General features: G+C 72.3%; 14 protein-coding genes. 10 read left to right on the forward strand and 4 right to left on the reverse strand.

Translation table 11 applies throughout. The features are described 5' to 3' along the window. The first annotated feature begins 7 nt into the window (after window positions 1-7). The 4 genes from G495_RS0100455 to G495_RS16820 all read left to right on the forward strand — a co-directional run bounded on the left by G495_RS0100455 (window position 8) and on the right by G495_RS16820 (window position 4,984). Complete coding sequence (locus tag G495_RS0100455; RefSeq protein ID WP_035250351.1) at window positions 8-937, forward strand: dihydrodipicolinate synthase family protein; 930 nt, start codon at window positions 8-10, stop codon at window positions 935-937. A 74-nt stretch (window positions 938-1,011) separates the two neighbouring features. Then, window positions 1,012-2,601 (forward strand): Gfo/Idh/MocA family oxidoreductase, encoded by a 1,590-nt coding sequence (locus G495_RS22710; RefSeq protein ID WP_035250354.1) that lies wholly within the window; start codon window positions 1,012-1,014, stop codon window positions 2,599-2,601. 9 nt (window positions 2,602-2,610) lie between these two features. After that, entirely contained in the window at window positions 2,611-3,825 is a 1,215-nt protein-coding gene (locus tag G495_RS20030; protein ID WP_051444912.1) for a glycosyltransferase, read from the forward strand. Between the two features lie 10 nt (window positions 3,826-3,835). After that, complete coding sequence (locus G495_RS16820) at window positions 3,836-4,984, forward strand: AI-2E family transporter (protein ID WP_051444913.1); 1,149 nt, start codon at window positions 3,836-3,838, stop codon at window positions 4,982-4,984. Window positions 4,985-4,987: 3 nt separating this feature from the next. Here G495_RS16820 and G495_RS0100475 read toward each other — a convergent pair whose 3' ends face one another. Continuing rightward, window positions 4,988-6,181 (reverse strand): MFS transporter, encoded by a 1,194-nt coding sequence (locus G495_RS0100475; RefSeq protein WP_028586189.1) that lies wholly within the window; start codon window positions 6,179-6,181, stop codon window positions 4,988-4,990. 150 nt (window positions 6,182-6,331) lie between these two features. On the opposite strand from G495_RS0100475, the gene G495_RS16825 reads away from it, so the two are divergent. From G495_RS16825 to G495_RS0100505, 6 genes are all read left to right on the forward strand, one after another. Beyond that, entirely contained in the window at window positions 6,332-7,447 is a 1,116-nt protein-coding gene (locus tag G495_RS16825) for a glycosyltransferase (protein ID WP_035250357.1), read from the forward strand. Beyond that, window positions 7,444-8,574 carry a glycosyltransferase family 4 protein gene (locus G495_RS0100485; protein ID WP_028586190.1) on the forward strand — a complete coding sequence of 377 codons (1,131 nt, stop codon included), beginning with the start codon at window positions 7,444-7,446 and terminating at the stop codon, window positions 8,572-8,574. The genes G495_RS16825 and G495_RS0100485 overlap by 4 nt, the downstream gene beginning before the upstream one ends. Window positions 8,575-8,907: 333 nt before the next feature. Next, window positions 8,908-9,390, forward strand: coding sequence for a periplasmic heavy metal sensor (locus tag G495_RS0100490; protein ID WP_169734333.1), 483 nt, complete (start codon window positions 8,908-8,910; stop codon window positions 9,388-9,390). A gap of 321 nt (window positions 9,391-9,711) precedes the next feature. Then, entirely contained in the window at window positions 9,712-10,347 is a 636-nt protein-coding gene (locus G495_RS16830; RefSeq protein ID WP_169734334.1) for a periplasmic heavy metal sensor, read from the forward strand. 123 nt (window positions 10,348-10,470) lie between these two features. Next, a complete protein-coding gene (locus tag G495_RS16835; protein WP_051444916.1) occupies window positions 10,471-12,288 on the forward strand; it encodes a two-component system sensor histidine kinase NtrB in 1,818 nt (605 codons plus the stop codon). Next, the gene (locus G495_RS0100505) at window positions 12,288-13,700 is read left to right on the forward strand and encodes a sigma-54-dependent transcriptional regulator (protein WP_028586192.1); all 1,413 of its coding nucleotides are present in this window, start codon (window positions 12,288-12,290) and stop codon (window positions 13,698-13,700) included. The genes G495_RS16835 and G495_RS0100505 overlap by 1 nt, the downstream gene beginning before the upstream one ends. 77 nt (window positions 13,701-13,777) lie before the next feature. On the opposite strand, the gene G495_RS0100510 is transcribed toward G495_RS0100505, so the two are convergent. The 3 genes from G495_RS0100510 to G495_RS16840 form a co-directional block, all read right to left on the reverse strand. After that, entirely contained in the window at window positions 13,778-14,128 is a 351-nt protein-coding gene (locus tag G495_RS0100510) for a ferredoxin-thioredoxin reductase catalytic domain-containing protein (protein WP_028586193.1), read from the reverse strand. A gap of 3 nt (window positions 14,129-14,131) precedes the next feature. Continuing rightward, a complete protein-coding gene (locus G495_RS0100515; protein WP_028586194.1) occupies window positions 14,132-14,386 on the reverse strand; it encodes a glutaredoxin family protein in 255 nt (84 codons plus the stop codon). A gap of 78 nt (window positions 14,387-14,464) precedes the next feature. After that, on the reverse strand, window positions 14,465-15,394 hold the full coding sequence (locus G495_RS16840) for an amino acid ABC transporter permease (RefSeq protein ID WP_156939529.1): 930 nt from the start codon (window positions 15,392-15,394) through the stop codon (window positions 14,465-14,467). Window position 15,395: the final 1 nt, after the last annotated feature.

Raw genomic sequence — 15,395 nt, forward strand, 5'->3', positions numbered from 1 at the left:
ACGCAGCATGATCAAGACGCGCCCCATCCGCGGCGTTGTTCCGGTGGTCGCCACGCCCTTCACCGCCACGGGCGACATCGACGAACCCGCCCTGCGCAGGCTCATGGACTTCCTGTGCTCCCAGCGCATCGGGGGGCTGTGGGTCCTTGGCACCGGCAGCGAGGACATGAACCTCGGCTACGACAAGCGCCTGCGCGTGGCGCGCATCGCCACCGAATGCAACGCGGGGCGCATCCCGCTGGTGCTGGGGGCCGGGTTCTTCGCCATGGAAGACATCCTGCGCTTCATCGACGACACGGCGGACCTGGAGTTCGACGCGTACCACGTCATGCCCTACCACACGCTGCTCGGTTTCGACCGCCTGGAGTGGTTCTACCGGGCCATCGCCGACCACGCGCCCAGGCCGCTGTGGATGTACACCAGCGCCAACTGGAGCAAGCCCTTCACCCCGGAGTTCGTGGCCCGGCTCAAGGACCACCCGAATATCGCCGGGGTCAAGTACAGCACCAAGGACGCCGCCTTCCAGTTCAAGGTCGCGTCCATGGCCTGCGACGAGTTCCAGGTCATCACCGCCGTGGCGCTCCAGTTCTACGCCTGCCTGTGCATGGGCAGCCCGGCGCATACCTCCAGCCTGGGCAGCGCGCTGCCCGAGGCCATGATCGCCATCTACGAGCACTTCCAGGCCGGGCGCCTGGAGGAGGCCAAGGCCGCCCAGCGCGAGTTGAACGCCTTTCTGGGCGAGTGGCCCAAGCGCCTGAAGGCGGACAACTTCCTGCAGGCGGCCCAGGAGAAGTACATCCTGTCCCTGCGCGGCATCTGCGAGCCCTACACCAGCAGCTACTACGCCGACGCCGACGAGCAGGAGCGCGCCCTGCTGCGCGGGCTGCTCATGAAGTACGACGTGGGCTTCCGCCCGCAGGCTGACCCGGGGCGCTGACCACCGGCCCCGGCCCGCCTGCGGGCCCGGGGCGCCGTTCACGGGGCGCAGTGCGCCCGGGGAGGAGAGAGCGCATGGCACGCGACATCGCCGTCATCGGTTCGGGCTACTGGGGCAAGAACCTGGTGCGCAACTACCACGCCCTGGGGCGGCTGGGGCTGATCTGCGACCGCAGCGAGGCCACCCTGGCGGGCTTCCGTGAGCAGTGCCCCGGCGTGGACACCTGCCTGGCGCTGTCCGACGTGCTCACGCATCCGGCCATCCGGGGCGTGGTGGTGGCCACCCCGGCGGAGACGCATTTCGCCGTGGCCCGCGAGGCGCTGCTCTCGGGGCGCCATGTCTACGTGGAAAAGCCCCTGGTGCTCGACGAGGCCCACGCCCGCGAACTCATCGCCCTGGCCGGGGCGCGCGGGCTCACGCTGATGGTCGGGCACCTGCTCCAGTACCACCCGGCCTTCGAGCGCCTGCTGGCCATGGCCCGGGGCGGGGAGCTGGGGCGCATCAACTACATCTACTCCCATCGCCTGAACCTGGGCAAGATCCGCCGCGAGGAGAACGCCCTGTGGTCGTTCGCCCCGCACGACATCTCCATGATCCTGGCGCTGACCGGCGAGGAGCCGCGCTCGGTGCTGGCCACGGGCGGCAACTACCTGCACAGCGCCCTGGCCGACGTGACCACCACGCACCTGGCCTTCGCCTCGGGGGTCAAAGCCCACGTCTTCGTGTCCTGGCTGCACCCCTTCAAAGAGCAGAAGCTCGTGGTGGTGGGCGACCGCAAGATGGCCGTGTTCGACGACACCCTGCCCTGGGCTGACAAGCTGCTGCTCTACCCGCACTCCATCGACTGGAAGGACCAGGCCCCCGTGCCCGTGCGCGGCGAGGCCGAGCGCGTGGAGCTGGCCCAGGAGGAGCCGCTGCGCCGCGAGTGCCTGCATTTCCTGCGCTGCGTGGACGAGGGCGCCGCCCCGCGCACCGATGGCCGCGAGGGCCTGGCCGTGCTGCGCGTGCTGCACGCCGCCCAGAAGTCCATGGACGCGGGCTGCGCCGTCACCGGGCTGGGCGCCTGCCCGCTGCCCACGGGCTCGGGCGACTACTTCGCCCACGAGACGGCCCTGGTGGACCCCGGGGCGGTGGTCGGCGCGGGCACGAAGATCTGGCATTTCTCGCATGTTTTGCCCGGCAGCGTGGTCGGTGCGCGGTGCAGCATCGGCCAGAACGTGGTCATCGGCCCCGACGCCGTGGTCGGCGACGGCTGCAAGATCCAGAACAACGTCTCGGTCTACAAGGGCGTGACCCTGGAGGAGGACGTGTTCTGCGGCCCGGGCATGGTCTTCACCAACGTCTGGAACCCGCGCGCGCACATCCGGCGCATGGACCAGATCCGCCCGACCCTGGTGCGCCGTGGCGCGACCATCGGCGCCAACGCGACCATCGTGTGCGGCAACACCATCGGGCGCTACGCCTTCGTGGGCGCCGGGGCCGTGGTCACCCGCGACGTGCCCGACCACGCCCTGGTGGCGGGCAACCCGGCCACGGTGCGCGGCTTTGTCTGCGCCTGCGGCGAAAAGCTTGATGAGCACCTGGTCTGCCGGGCCTGCGGCGCGGGCTACGAGCAGGCCGGGCCCGGGCTGGCGCCCCTGCCCGGGGCGCAGGGGCGGGCGTGAGGCCGGGCCGTGGCCGTGCGTAAGGTCGTGGTGCTCGAATCGGGCGTCTCCGGGGGCGGGTCCTTCGAGATTCTCGTGCAGTTCCTGGCCGCCCTGGACCGCAAGGCCGTCGAGCCGGTGGTGGGGTTCCTGAACGAGACGGTGCACCTGGAGCGGGTGCGCGCCCTGGGCATCGAGGCGCAGTTGCTGCACGACCCGCTGCTTACGGCGGCGCGGCGCGGCGTGGCCTCGCGGCTGTGGGGGCGGGCTGCGGTGTGGTCCGGCGCGCTGGCCCCGGGCCTGGGGCTGGCCGTGCTGCGCCGGGCCCACGCCGGGCTGGTGCGCGATGTGGCCGCCCTGGCGCGCCGCACCGGGGCCGGGCTGCTCTATTGCAACACTCAGATCAGCCGCGACATGTACGGCGTGTTCGCCGCCCGGGCCACGGGGCTGCCCTGCGTCAGCCACCTGCGCTCCATGGACGGCAGGCTCTTCACCCCGGCCCGGGCCGCCCTGGCCAACGCGACGGTGGCGCGCTTCATCGCCAACTCGCGCGCCTGCCGGGACTACTGGGTGGGCGCGGGGCTGGACCCGGCGCTGGTGGAAACCGTCCCCGACGCCGTGCCGCCCCTGGAGGCGGCGCCCCTGGACCTTGGGGCGCACTGGCCTGCGGCGCGCGGGGCCTCGTGCGTGGTGGGCTGCGTGGGGCGGCTGGTGGAGCTCAAGGGGCAGCACGTGCTGCTGCGGGCCTTTGCGCGCTTTCTGGCCGCGCGGCCCGGCGCGGTGCTTCTGCTGGTCGGCGACGGGCCCGAGCGGACGGCCCTGGAACGGCTGGCCGGGGAGCTGGGCATCGCCGGGTCCGTGGTCTTCACCGGCTTCGAGACGCGGGCCAAGGAGATCACCGCCGCCCTGGACATGCTCGTGCTGCCCTCGCGCTACGATGCCGTGGGCCTGGTGCTGCTGGAGGCCATGGCCCTGGGCGTGCCGGTCATCGGCGCCGACCGGGGCGGCATCCCCGAGGTCATCGACCACGAGGCCAACGGCCTGCTGACGCCCTGGGGCGACGAGCAGGCCCTGTGCCAGGCCATGCAGCGCCTGGCCGCCGATCAGGCGTTGCGCCAGCGGCTGGTGGCGGGCGGGCGCGAGGCCGTTGCGGGCCGCTTCGGCATCGCGCGCTACGCCGGGGCCGTCACCGCCGTGCTGCTGGGGGCCATGGGCTCTTCCCAAGCGCCGCGTCCTCCCCTATAGTCCGCCCAACATGAGCACCATTCCCGACGACAACGCGGGGGGCCTCAAGGGGCCGACCTCGAACATCTACAAGTGGGTCCTGGCCGCGCTGATCCTGCTGGCCCTGTACCTGGGCTACCGGGTCTTCAGCCCGTTCCTGGCGCCGGTGATCTTCTCCTCGGTGCTGGCGGCCATCTTCTACCCGCTCCAGGCCCGGCTGGCGGCGCGCCTGGGCGGGCGCGACACCCTGGCGGCCCTGGCCGTGCTGGTGCTGGTGGTGGTCTGCGTGTTCCTGCCGACCTTCGTGTTCTTCTCCGGGCTGGTGTCCCAGGCGGCGACCTCCATCGCCGACCTCACGGCCTGGGTCCGCAGCGAGGATTTCGCGCGGCTGGCCCAGCGCGCCCGGGTGGACGAGGTCACGGCCTGGCTGCACGAGCGCCTGCCCTTCCTGGACCTGAGCGGGCTGGACATCCAGGCCGGGCTCCTCGATTTTTCGCGCAACCTCGGGCAGACCGTGATCAGCACCGGCACGTCCATCGTGGGCAACGCCGTTGACGTGCTGTTCTCCTTTTTGATCATGCTCTTTGTGCTGTTCTTCTTCCTGCGCGACGGGCGGCGCATCGTGGCCTACGTCAAGTACCTCTCGCCCCTGCACGAGAGCCAGGAGGACTCCATCATCGCCAGCCTGCGCAACGTGTCGCGGGCGGTGCTGGTGGGCGGGCTGCTGGTGGCCGTGCTCCAGGGCGTGGCGGGCGGCGTCGGGCTGGCCATCGCGGGCATCCCGGCCCTGTTCTGGGGCACGATGATGGGCTTCACCTCGCTCATTCCGGTGCTGGGCACGGGCCTGGTGTGGGTGCCCGCCAGCACCTACCTGCTGCTCACGGGGCAGTGGAAGATGGGCGTGTTCCTGCTGATCTGGTGCGGGGTGGGCGTCACGAGTATCGACACCTTCCTGCGGCCCTATTTCATGCGCGGGTCGTCGGGGATGCCGCTTCTGGCCATCTTCCTGTCGGTCATCGGGGGCTTGCAGATCTTCGGCCCGGCGGGGCTGCTCTACGGGCCGCTGATCCTGGCCTTCGCCATGGTCATGCTGCGCCTGTACGGCGAGGAGTTCCGCGAGATTCTTGAATTCGACCCCCGGCGCCCGCCGGGCGGCCCCTGCCCTCCGGGCGAAGGCTAGCCCTTACGCCCCCCGGGGCGAGAAGCGCACCAGCCGCAGCAGCGGCACCCCGCCCAGGATGCAGCCCCCAAGGACCATGAACCCCGTGGCGAAGGCGCCCCGGTCGCCGAACCAGCCCAGGAGGGTGGGCGTGGCGCCCGAGCCGACGAAAATGGCCAGCGGCACCACCAGCGACACGGCCACATTGCGCACGCCCTGGGTGTAGGTCTGCGACATGGCTGTGAGCCCCGCCGAGAAGAAGCACACCGCCAGGGTCGGCTGGAGCACCACCGCCGCCGCCAGCCAGGGCCCGGAGAGCAGCCCCAGCAGCAGGGTCAGGGCGCCCGACGACGCCAGGGACAGGGCCGCCGTGCGCCGTGCGCCGATGCGGTCCACCACGAAGCCCGTGGCCAGGGCCACCAGCGGCCCGGCCACGCGCGAGGCCGTGAGCAGGGCGTTGGCCGTTTCGGGGCGCATGCCGCGCTCGGTGGCCAGGTACAGCGGCAGCATGCTGTAGGGCCCGAAGCTCGCGGCCACGGCCAGGGAGAACAGCACCACCAGCACCGGGAAGGCCGGATGCAGCACCACCTCGCGCAGGGCCGCCGCGCGCGGGGCCGCGCCGCGCGCGTCGCCGCCGCGCCCGAAGGCCTTGAACAGCGCGCCCAGCCCCAGAGCCAGCACCCCGAAGAGCAGGAACACCCCGCGCCAGGGCAGCACCCCCGCCAGGGCCGCCGCCAGGGCCGGAACGGTGACGAAGGCCAGGTTGGGGGCCATCTCGTGCACGGCCAGGCCCCGGCCCCAGTGCCGGGGCTCCAGCAGGGTGGTGATGGTCGCCACCGCCGAGGGGAAGTACAGCCCGCCCGCCAGGCCCGTGGCCAGCAGCAGCGCCCGCAGCTCGAAGAAGGACCGCGACAGGCCCACGCCGATGAGGAAGGTGCCCAGCAGGGCCGTGGACAGCAGCACCGTGCGGCGGTGCCCCAGGCGTCCGGCCACGAAGCCCGAGCAGGTCATGGACAGGCTCATGCCCCCGGCCACGAAGAAGAACAGCCCGCCCGCGCTGGCGTGATTGATGCCGAACTCGTGCTCCACCAGCCCGAGCAGCGGCGCCAGGATGACCCGCGAGACGAAGTTGGCGTAGAACAGGCCCGCCAGCAGCAGCAGCGAGGGCAGGGCGGCGCGCAGGGGCAGGGGGGTGTCCCGGGGCGGGAGCTGGGGCATGGCGCGGGTCTCCGGGCGGGTTGGGGTGCGAGCACGGTCTTACCGCCCAACGCGAGCCGGGGCAACGGGAAAGACCAGCGCGCTCCCTCCGGCCCTGGCGCGCGCAAAACAGGTTTTGACGGGACCCGGCGTTTGCGGCAAGGGAAGCGAGTGAGCGGCCGTCTGTCCATAGTCTTCGTCCTGCCTGCGCTGACCTTCGGGGGGGCGGAGCGCGTGATGCTGACCCTGCTCGCCCATCTGGACCGGGAGCGCTTCGCGCCCGTGCTGGCCGTGGGCGCCGCCCAGGGCCAGTTCGCCCGGGACGTGCCCGCCGGGGTGCCGGTGGTGGAGCTGGGCGGAGCCCGGGCCCGGCGCGCGGTGCCGGGGCTGGTGCGCCTGGTGCGCCGCCTGCGGCCCCAGGTGGTCTTCTCGACCCTGGGCTACCTCAACGTGCTGGTCATGCTCGCGCGCGGGCTCATGCCGCGCTCCACGGCCTTCATCGGCCGCGAGACCAACATCCCCAGCCTGCACCTGCCGCGCAGCGGCTGGCCGCGCCTGCTGCCGCTGCTCTACCGGCGGCTCTACCCGCGCTTCGACCGCGTGGTCTGCCAGTCCGAGGACATGCGCCGCGACCTGGTGCAGGCCTTCGGGCTGCCTGCGGCGCGGGCCGTGGTCATCAACAACCCCGTGGACGTGGACGCCGTGGCCGCGCGCGCGGCTCGGGGCGGCGCCGGGCTGCCCCCGGGGCGGGTCAACGTGCTGGCGGCTGGCAAGCTCACGGCCCAGAAGGGCTTCGACCTGCTGCTGGAGGCCCTGGCCCGCAGCGGCGACCCGGCCCTGCACCTGACCATCCTGGGCGAGGGCCCCGAGCGCGCCGCCCTGGAGGCCCGGGTCCGCGAGCTGGGTCTGGCGGGCCGGGTGGCCCTGCCCGGCTTTGCCGCCGACCCCTGCCCGGCCATGGCCGGGGCGGACCTGTTCGTGCTCTCCTCGCGCTACGAGGGTTTCCCCAACGTGGTGCTGGAGGCCATGGCCTGCGGCACGCCGGTGCTGGCCTTCGACTGCCCGGGCGGGCTGGCCGAGATCGTGCGCCAGGGCGAGAACGGCTGGCTGGTGCCTGCGGGCGATGTTGCGGCCCTGGCCGCCGCCCTGCCGGAGCGCGCGCGCACGGCCCTGGACCCGGAAGCCGTGCGCGCCACGGTGCGCGACCGCTACGGCGCGGCGGCGGTGGCCGCGCGCTATGCGGCGCTGTTCGAGGCCGTGGCCCGCGGCGGGGAGGGCGCGCCGTGATCCGCGTCGTGCACCTGATCACCGGGCTGAACACCGGCGGCGCGGAGATGATGCTGGCCAAGCTCGTGGCCGGGCTGGACCGCGCCCAGTTCGCCTCCCATGTGGTGACCCTGCTGGACGAGGGGCCCCTGGCGGAGCGCGTGCGCGCGGCGGGCGTGCCCGTGGACAGCCTGGGCCTGGCGCGCGGCGCGGTGGACCCCAGGGCCCTGTGGCGCCTGGCGCGCCTGCTGCGCCGGGTGCGGCCCCAGGTGGTGCAGACCTGGCTCTACCACGCCGACCTGCTGGGGCTCGTGGCCGCGCGGCTGGCGGGCACGGGCCGGGTGGTTTGGAACCTGCGCTGCTCGAACATGGATTTTTCGCATTCCGGGCGCCTGACGCGCTGCACCGTGGCGGCCTGCGCCCGGCTCTCGCGCCTGCCCGAGGCCGTGGTGGCCAACTCGCGCGTGGCCGTGGACGTGCACCGCGCCCTGGGCTACCGCCCCCGGCGGGTGGAGGTCATCCCCAACGGCTTCGACCTGGAGCGCTTCGCCCCCGACCCGGCGGCGCGCGAGGCCGTGCGCGCCGGGCTGGGTGTGCCCGCGCAGGCGCCTCTGGTGGGCATGGCCGCACGCTTCGACCCCCAGAAGGACCACGCGACCTTCCTGCGCGCGGCCAGCGCCGTGGCCCAGGCGCGGCCCGACGCGCACTTCTCCCTGCTTGGCGACGGCACCGGCCCGGACGGCGCCGGGCTCACGGCCCTGGTGCGCGAGGCGGCCCCGGGGCTGCGCCTGCACCGCCTGGGGCGGCGCGACGACGTGGCCCGCGTGCTGGCGGGCCTGGACGTGGCCGTGCTGTCCTCGGCCTACGGCGAAGGGTTCCCCAACGTGGTGGGCGAGGCCATGGCCTGCGCCGTGCCCTGCGTGGTCACCGACACCGGCGACAGCGCCGAGGTGGTCGGCGGCACGGGCCGCGTGGTGCCCCCGCGCGACGCCCAGGCCCTGGCCGGGGCCGTGCTCGGGCTGCTGGCCCTGCCCGCCGGAGAGCGCCAGGCCCTGGGCCAGGCCGCGCGCCAGCGCGTGGGCGAGCGGTTCTCCCTGCCCGCCGTGGTCCGTCAATACGCCGCCCTGTACCGCCTCGTGGCGGGCTGAGGCCTGGCCTCCGGCCCTTCCCCCCGTTCCGCTCCCGCTTCCCCCCCTCTGGCGCGGCGTTGTGCCCCGGGCCGCCCCGTGCGTGGCGCCGGGGCCGCACGCGCTCCCTGTGCAATGGTCTGCACAGCATGTGCAAGCCGATGTGCGTGGCGATTCACAACGCCCTGGGTGGACCGCAGGGGGAGGAGGGGGCGTGCGCTATTATCATCATGCAATAATTGGAAATAATGTGTTGGCATGGTCTATGCTTAAGGGCAGGCAACGGGGCGGCCTGTCCGCCCTCCGGGAACACAAGGCGCGGCGCTGGCCCGCCACAACAGCATGGAGGATACCATGACCAGACGAATCACCGGAATTTTTGCCATGGGTGCCCTGGTGGCGCTGGCGGCCCTGATTTTCAATCCCGCGGCCATGGCCGCGAACCACGGGCAGGGCCATGGGCAGGGCGCTCATGCCGGGGCCCAGATGGGCGGCTGCTCCGGCTGGGGCGGCGCCGCGCTGACCCCCGAGCAGCAGGAAAAGGCCCAGGCCCTGTTCACCGAATTCCAGCAGAAGACCGCCACCCTGCACCGCGAGCTGTACGCCAAGCAGGCCATGCTCAACGCCGAGCTGGTGGCCCTGACCCCGGACTCCAAGCGCGTGGACGCCCTGGTGGCCGAGGTCAGCGACCTGCGCACCAAGCTGTTCACCGAGCGCGTGGCCCTGCGCAAGGCCATGACCGAGGCCGGGCTGCCCGCCATGGGCGGCATGGGCATGGGCATGGGCGGCAAGCACGGCGGCATGCGCGGCGGCGGCATGATGATGGGTTGCAACTGACCGCTTCGGCAGATGACATAGACAAGATCCTCCCTCCTCCTTCCCACCCTCACCCCAACCCCCTTGCCGCAGGCCCCTCCCCCCCCGGAGGGGCCTGCCTCCTTTTGCAGCCCGGTCCGGGATGTGCAAACGGGCTCCTGGTGAAACGCCTTGCACAAAGCGGGCGGATGTGCTGTGCTGGCCTTTGCACATGCAGGCCCGCAGGGCTGGATGCATCTTCGCATTTGTTTGGAATAATTGAATATCACCTTTGGCACGGCGCATGCTAAGTCAAGGGTGCCATCACGAATGCAACGCTGTATTCCAGCAAGGAGTAGACGCATGTCCAGGAAGTCTTTGATTCTTTCGTTGGCCGCAGTGGCGGTGCTGTCCCTGTCGGCTTTGGCCGTGGCGGGCCAGGGCTTCGGCCCCGGCGGGTGCGGCCTGGGCGCCATGCAGGCCCTGACCCCCGAGCAGCGGGAACAGGCCGCGACCCTGTTCGAGGAGCACCAGAAGGCCATGATCCCCCTGCGCGAGCAGATTCTCGCCAAGCACGCCCTGCTCGAGGCGGCCCTGCGCGCCGAGAAGCCCGACACCAAGGCCGTGGACGGCCTGACCAAGGAGCTGGGCGAGCTGAAGGTGCGCGCGCTCACCGAGCAGGTGGCCCTGCGCAAGAAGCTCGCCGCTGCGGGCCTGCCCGCCGCCTTCGGCCCCGGCATGGGGCATATGGGCATGGGCGGCCACGGCAAGGGCATGATGGGCCACGGCATGGGCATGGGGCCCGGCATGGGCGGCTGCCCCGGCATGGGCGCCGGGCCCGGCATGGCCCCCGGCGGGGGCTGCTGCCCCGGCATGGGTCAGGCTCCGGCGTCCGACCAGGGCATGATGGGCATGGACCAGGAGCCGGGTCCGGGCATGATGGGCATGGGCCCCGGCCTGGATGCTGACATGGACGAGACCGTCGGCTACGGCGGCTGAACCTCCTGACCGCCAGGACACCCTGGCGCCAGACTGCTCCGGATGCCCGGGAGGCGCCCCGCCAGCGGGGCGGGCCCCCGGGCATCCGCCGCACGGCGGCGCCGGGTTCCCGGCAGGACGCACATGGACATAGGCATCCGCAGCGACAGCCGATCCTACCTGGGAGCCGCCGCCTTGGCGGTGGTGCTCATCGGGTTGGCCCTGTCCTTCCTCACCTGGCAGAACCTGGAGCGCCAGCGCCAGACCATCGAGGAACACCTGTTCCTGTCCTCGCAGGTCATCCTGCGCGGGGTGGAGTCGGCCATGTCGCGCGAGATGCGCGGCTTCGAGCGCCTGCTGCCGGGGATGCACGCCCGGCGCGGCGCCGGGCAGCCCCCCCTGCCCGACCCGCTGGCGCCCCGGCTGCGCGAGATGCTCTCCGAGCTTATCGAAACCAGCGATGTGGAGTTCGTGGCCTTCATGGCTGCGGGCGGGCGGGTGCTTTTCAGTGTGCGCTCGGCCACGGGCCCGGAGATTCCGCCCCTGCCCGCCTCGGCCTGGGAGCAGCTGGCCGCAACCGGGGAGTGGGCCGCGCTGTACAAGGGCTCGGGCGGGGCGGAAACGTTCGTCTCCGGCCTGCGCACCAAGCCCGGCCTGGCCCGGCTGTGCCCCGAGGGCCAGGAGCTGGCCGCCGGGCGCGGCGGCCCGGGCGCGGGCCCCTACCTCGTGGTGGGTATCACGCCGCACAAGCATTTGGAAACATTTGGCAAGTTCCGGCGCACGGCGCTGCTGCAAACGGGCTACGTGCTCATGGTCGCCGTGTTCCTGTGGGGCCTGGGCGCGGCCTATGTGCGCCGCCGCGACCAGGGCCGCGAGCTGCACCGCCTGGAGTCCTTCCACTCCCGGCTGCTGGACGCCATGCCCGACGGGCTGCTCACCGTCAGCGCCGCCGGGGGCATCCGCGCCGCCAACCCCGCCGCGCGCGATCTGCTGGCAGGCGGCGGCGAGCTGGTGGGCCAGCGCTTCGACGCCCTGGACCTGGAAACGGACGGGGTGCCGGGCGCGTCGTGCCTGTGGGGCAAGGGCTGGGAGCAGGCCCGCGCGGGCGGGCGCAGCCTGGAGATCCTGTCCATGCCCCTGCCGCCTGCGGCCTCCGCCGAGGGCGAGGCCGGGGAGCGGTTGGTGCTGGTGCGCGACCGCACGGACCTCAAGGCCCTGGAAGACGATCTGGCCGAGGCGCGCCAGCAGGCGGCCATCGGGCGCCTGGCCGCCGGGCTGGCCCACGAGATCCGCAACCCCCTCTCGGCCCTGCGCGGCTTCGCCCAGTTCTTCAAGAAGAAGCTCGAAGGCCGCCAGCCCGAGGAGCAGTACGCCGCGACCATGGTCAGCGAGGCCGACCGCCTGGACAAGGTCATTTCGGACCTGATGTTCCTCTCGCGCCCGCGCGCGCCCGAGAAGGCCGACGTGGACGCCGCCGCCCTGGCCGGGGACTTGCGGGCGCTGCTGCGCTTCGACCTGGAGCACCAGGGCGCCGAGCTGGTGGTGGACATGGACCCGGGCGCCCCCGCCGTGGTCCACGCCGACCCGGACATGCTCAAGCAGGCACTGTTGAACCTGCTGCTCAACAGCCTGGCCGCCGTGGGCGCCAACCCGCCCGGGGAGCCCCGGCGCATCGTGCTGGGCGTCGCGCAGCGCGACGGGCGGGCCTGCGTGGCCGTGCGCGACACCGGCCCGGGCATGACCGAGCAGGAGCGCGCCCACGCCCTGGAGCCCTTCTTCACCTCCAAGAAGGAGGGCACCGGCCTGGGGCTGGCCATCGTGCACCGCATCGTGCGCAACCACGGGGGCCGCGTGGATATCGAAACCCGCCGCGACGGGCCGGACCACGGCACCGAGGTCCGGCTGTGCTTCCCGCCCGCCGGGGCGGGGGATGCCTGTGAACCTGAACAGGGAGAACCGTGATGATCGCTGCCAGCCAGAAGCGCCGCGCCCTGGTCGTGGACGACGAACCCGCCCTGCGGATGATGGTCGGCGCCGTGCTGCGCGACGAGGGCTGGGACGTGGCCGAGGCCCCCAGCGCCGAGGACGCCCTGGACCTGCTCTCCGGCGCCCGGCCCGACGTGATCCTGCTCGACATGCGCATGCCGGGCATGGACGGCCTGGAGGCCCTGGGCGCCATCCGCGCCAAGTCGCCGGGGGTGCCGGTGGTCATGCTCACGGCGTTTGGCACCGTGGGCAGCGCCGTGGACGCCATGAAGCGCGGGGCCTTCGACTACCTGACCAAGCCTGCGGACAACGACGAGCTGGTGGCCGTGCTCGGCAAGGCCTACGAGTATTCGCGCCTGATTTCCGAAAACCTGGAGCTGCGCCGCGAGGCGGACATGACCCCCGAGGTGCGCGAGATCATCGGCCAGTCCGAAGGCATGCAGCGCGTCAAGCGGCTCATCGAGCAGGCCGGGCCCAGCGAGGCCACGGTACTCATCACCGGCGACTCGGGCACCGGCAAGGAGCTGGTGGCCGCCGCCCTGCACGCCGCCAGCCCGCGCGCGCGCGGGGCGCTGGTCAAGGTCAACTGCGCGGCCCTGCCCGGCGACCTGCTGGAAAGCGAGCTGTTCGGCTACGTCAAGGGCGCCTTCACCGGCGCGGTGAAGGACAAGCCCGGGCGCTTCCAGCTCGCCTCGGGGGGCACCTTGTTCCTGGACGAGATCGGCGAGCTGCCCCTGGGCTTGCAGGCCAAGCTGCTGCGCGCCATCCAGGAGCGCCAGGTGGAGCCCCTGGGCGGGGTGGGCGCCGTGCCCGTGGACGTGCGCCTGCTGGCGGCCACCAACCGCAACCTCGTGGCCGAGGTCCAAGCCGGGCGCTTCCGCGAGGATCTTTATTTCCGTCTCAACGTGCTGGAGGTGCCCATCCCGCCGCTGCGCGAGCGCATGGACGACCTGCCGCTGCTCACGGCGCACCTGTTGCGCAAGCTGGCGCGCAAGAACAACAAGCCCGTGCGTGAGGTCTCGCCCGCGTTCATGGACACCCTGGCGCGCTACCCCTGGCCGGGCAACGTGCGCGAGCTGGAAAACGCCCTGGAACGGGCACTGGTGCTTTCGCGCACGGATTCGCTCTCCGCCGCGGACTTGCCGCCGCAGGTGCTTTCGTCCGCCCCGGCCCGGGCCGCGCAGCCGTCCGCCCCGGGCCCGGGCCCCCTGGGCGCCCCCCAGCCGCCCCGGGCCGCCCCCTCCCTGGACGAGGCCGAGAAACAGGCCATCATCGAGGCCCTGGCCCTGTACGGCGGCCACCGCCAGCGCACCGCCGACGCCCTGGACATCAGCCGCCGCACCCTGCAATACAAGCTGCGCAAATACGGCCTGACCACGCGGGGCTGAAGGGCACCGCACGGCCAAAACGACAACCGCCCCCGCCGGAGGACTCCGGCGGGGGCGGTGTGCGTTGGCGCCCGGCCTCAGTCGCCCAGCAGGGCGGCCAGGAGCTTCTCCTCGGGGCGGCGTTCGGGGACCGTGCGCTGGGGGATGGTGCCCTCGTTCCAGGCCTGGGTCACGTACAGCCCGCAGAAGCAGCTGCCGTATTCGGCCACGTCGGCCTCGCGGTAGGCGCAGGGGCAGACGATGTCGCGGTCCTTCTCGAAGGAGCCTGCGCCCAGGCGGCAGGGGCAGACCATGTGCCCGTAGCGGGCCTTGTTGACCAGCAGGTTTTCCAGCAGCGGCATGGTCATGCCGTCCAGGTCCTTGTTGAAGAAATAGCCCTTGGGCTCCTGCATCTTGCGCAGGGCCTCGTACAGCGTCTTGGCGTCCATGTGCTACCCCAGGTATTTGTCCAGTTCGTCCTTCTTGAAGCCGATGACCACGCAATTGTCGTCGATGACCACGGTGGGGAAGGAGGTGGCGGGGTTGAAGCGGCGCACCTCCTCGACCATGGCCTTGCGCTCGTCGCCGGTCAGCTCGTCCACGTGGACGCATTCGTATGCGACACCCATGTCGTCCAGGTATTTCTTGGCGTGCTTGCAGTGGATGCAGGTGGACAAGGCGTAGACCTTGACTTTCTTCTGGCTCATGCCGGGGTTCCTCCGGGGCTGGGGTTGGGCCGGGGCCGGAGCCCGGGCCGGGGCGCGCGGGCCCTGATGCTGACAAACCTACCTGCCGCCCGGGGCGAGGTCAACAGGGCCGGGCGCGGCGGGCGGCTCCCAGGCGCGGCGCAGGCGCAGCTCCAGGCGCCGGGCCAGGGCCGAGCAGGTCAGGGTCAGCAGCAGGTAGAGCACGGTGACGCTGATCATGATCTCGTAGGTCATGTAGGTGGCGGCCATGAGTTCCAGGCCCTGGAAGGTCAGCTCCTGGACGCTGATGACCGAGACGATGGCCGTGTCCTTGATGGTGGCGATGAACTGCCCGGCCAGGGGCGGGACGATGCGCGCCACGGCCTGGGGCAGCACCACCAGGCGCATCTGCTGCCACGGGGGGAAGCCCAGGGCCCGGGCGGCCTCGCGCTGGCCGCGCTCCACCGACTGCACCCCCGCGCGCACGTGCTCGGCGATGTAGGCGCCCTCGTAGACGGCCATGGTCATCAGCGCGGCCAGGAAGTTCGGCAGTTGGTCCGCCGGGGCCATGGCCCAGGCCAGGGCCTCGCGGGCCCAGCCCGGCAGGGCGCGCACGGCCGCGTCCACCCCCAGGGCGCGCAGCAGCATGTCGGACAGGAAGAAGTAGAAGATGAAGATGAGCACCAAAGGCGGGACGTTGCGCACCAGGCCCACATAGGCGCCGCCCGTCAGCCGCCAGAACAGGCTGCCCGAGGCCCGGGCCAGGCCCATGGCCCCGCCCAGCAGCGTGGCCAGGACCATGGTCCACAGGCTCAGGCGCACGGTGGTGGCCAGCCCCCGGGCCAGCAGCCCCGGCACCCAGCGCCCGGTGGCCTCGTCGAAACGCAGCAGGTACTGGGCCAGGACGTGCCAGCGCCAGGCATAGTCCTGCGTGGCATACACGCGCCACGCCAGCAGGACCGCCCCGCCCGCCAGGACGCACAGCAGGACGGCGTCCAGGGCCGTGAAGCGGGCGGGGCGGTGCAGCACG

The sequence above is a fragment of the Desulfocurvus vexinensis DSM 17965 genome (genome assembly GCF_000519125.1).
GTDB classification, from domain to species: Bacteria; Desulfobacterota; Desulfovibrionia; order Desulfovibrionales; family Desulfovibrionaceae; genus Desulfocurvus; species Desulfocurvus vexinensis.

Coding starts and splice junctions, on each gene's coding strand:
- G495_RS0100455 (WP_035250351.1), top strand. CDS start 8: ATGATCAAGACGCGCCCCATCCGCGGCGTTGTTCCGGTGGTCGCCACG.
- G495_RS22710 (WP_035250354.1), top strand. CDS start 1,012: ATGGCACGCGACATCGCCGTCATCGGTTCGGGCTACTGGGGCAAGAAC.
- G495_RS16820 (WP_051444913.1), top strand. CDS start 3,836: ATGAGCACCATTCCCGACGACAACGCGGGGGGCCTCAAGGGGCCGACC.
- G495_RS0100475 (WP_028586189.1), bottom strand. CDS start 6,181: ATGCCCCAGCTCCCGCCCCGGGACACCCCCCTGCCCCTGCGCGCCGCC.
- G495_RS0100490 (WP_169734333.1), top strand. CDS start 8,908: ATGACCAGACGAATCACCGGAATTTTTGCCATGGGTGCCCTGGTGGCG.
- G495_RS16830 (WP_169734334.1), top strand. CDS start 9,712: ATGTCCAGGAAGTCTTTGATTCTTTCGTTGGCCGCAGTGGCGGTGCTG.
- G495_RS16835 (WP_051444916.1), top strand. CDS start 10,471: ATGGACATAGGCATCCGCAGCGACAGCCGATCCTACCTGGGAGCCGCC.
- G495_RS0100505 (WP_028586192.1), top strand. CDS start 12,288: ATGATCGCTGCCAGCCAGAAGCGCCGCGCCCTGGTCGTGGACGACGAA.
- G495_RS0100510 (WP_028586193.1), bottom strand. CDS start 14,128: ATGGACGCCAAGACGCTGTACGAGGCCCTGCGCAAGATGCAGGAGCCC.
- G495_RS0100515 (WP_028586194.1), bottom strand. CDS start 14,386: ATGAGCCAGAAGAAAGTCAAGGTCTACGCCTTGTCCACCTGCATCCAC.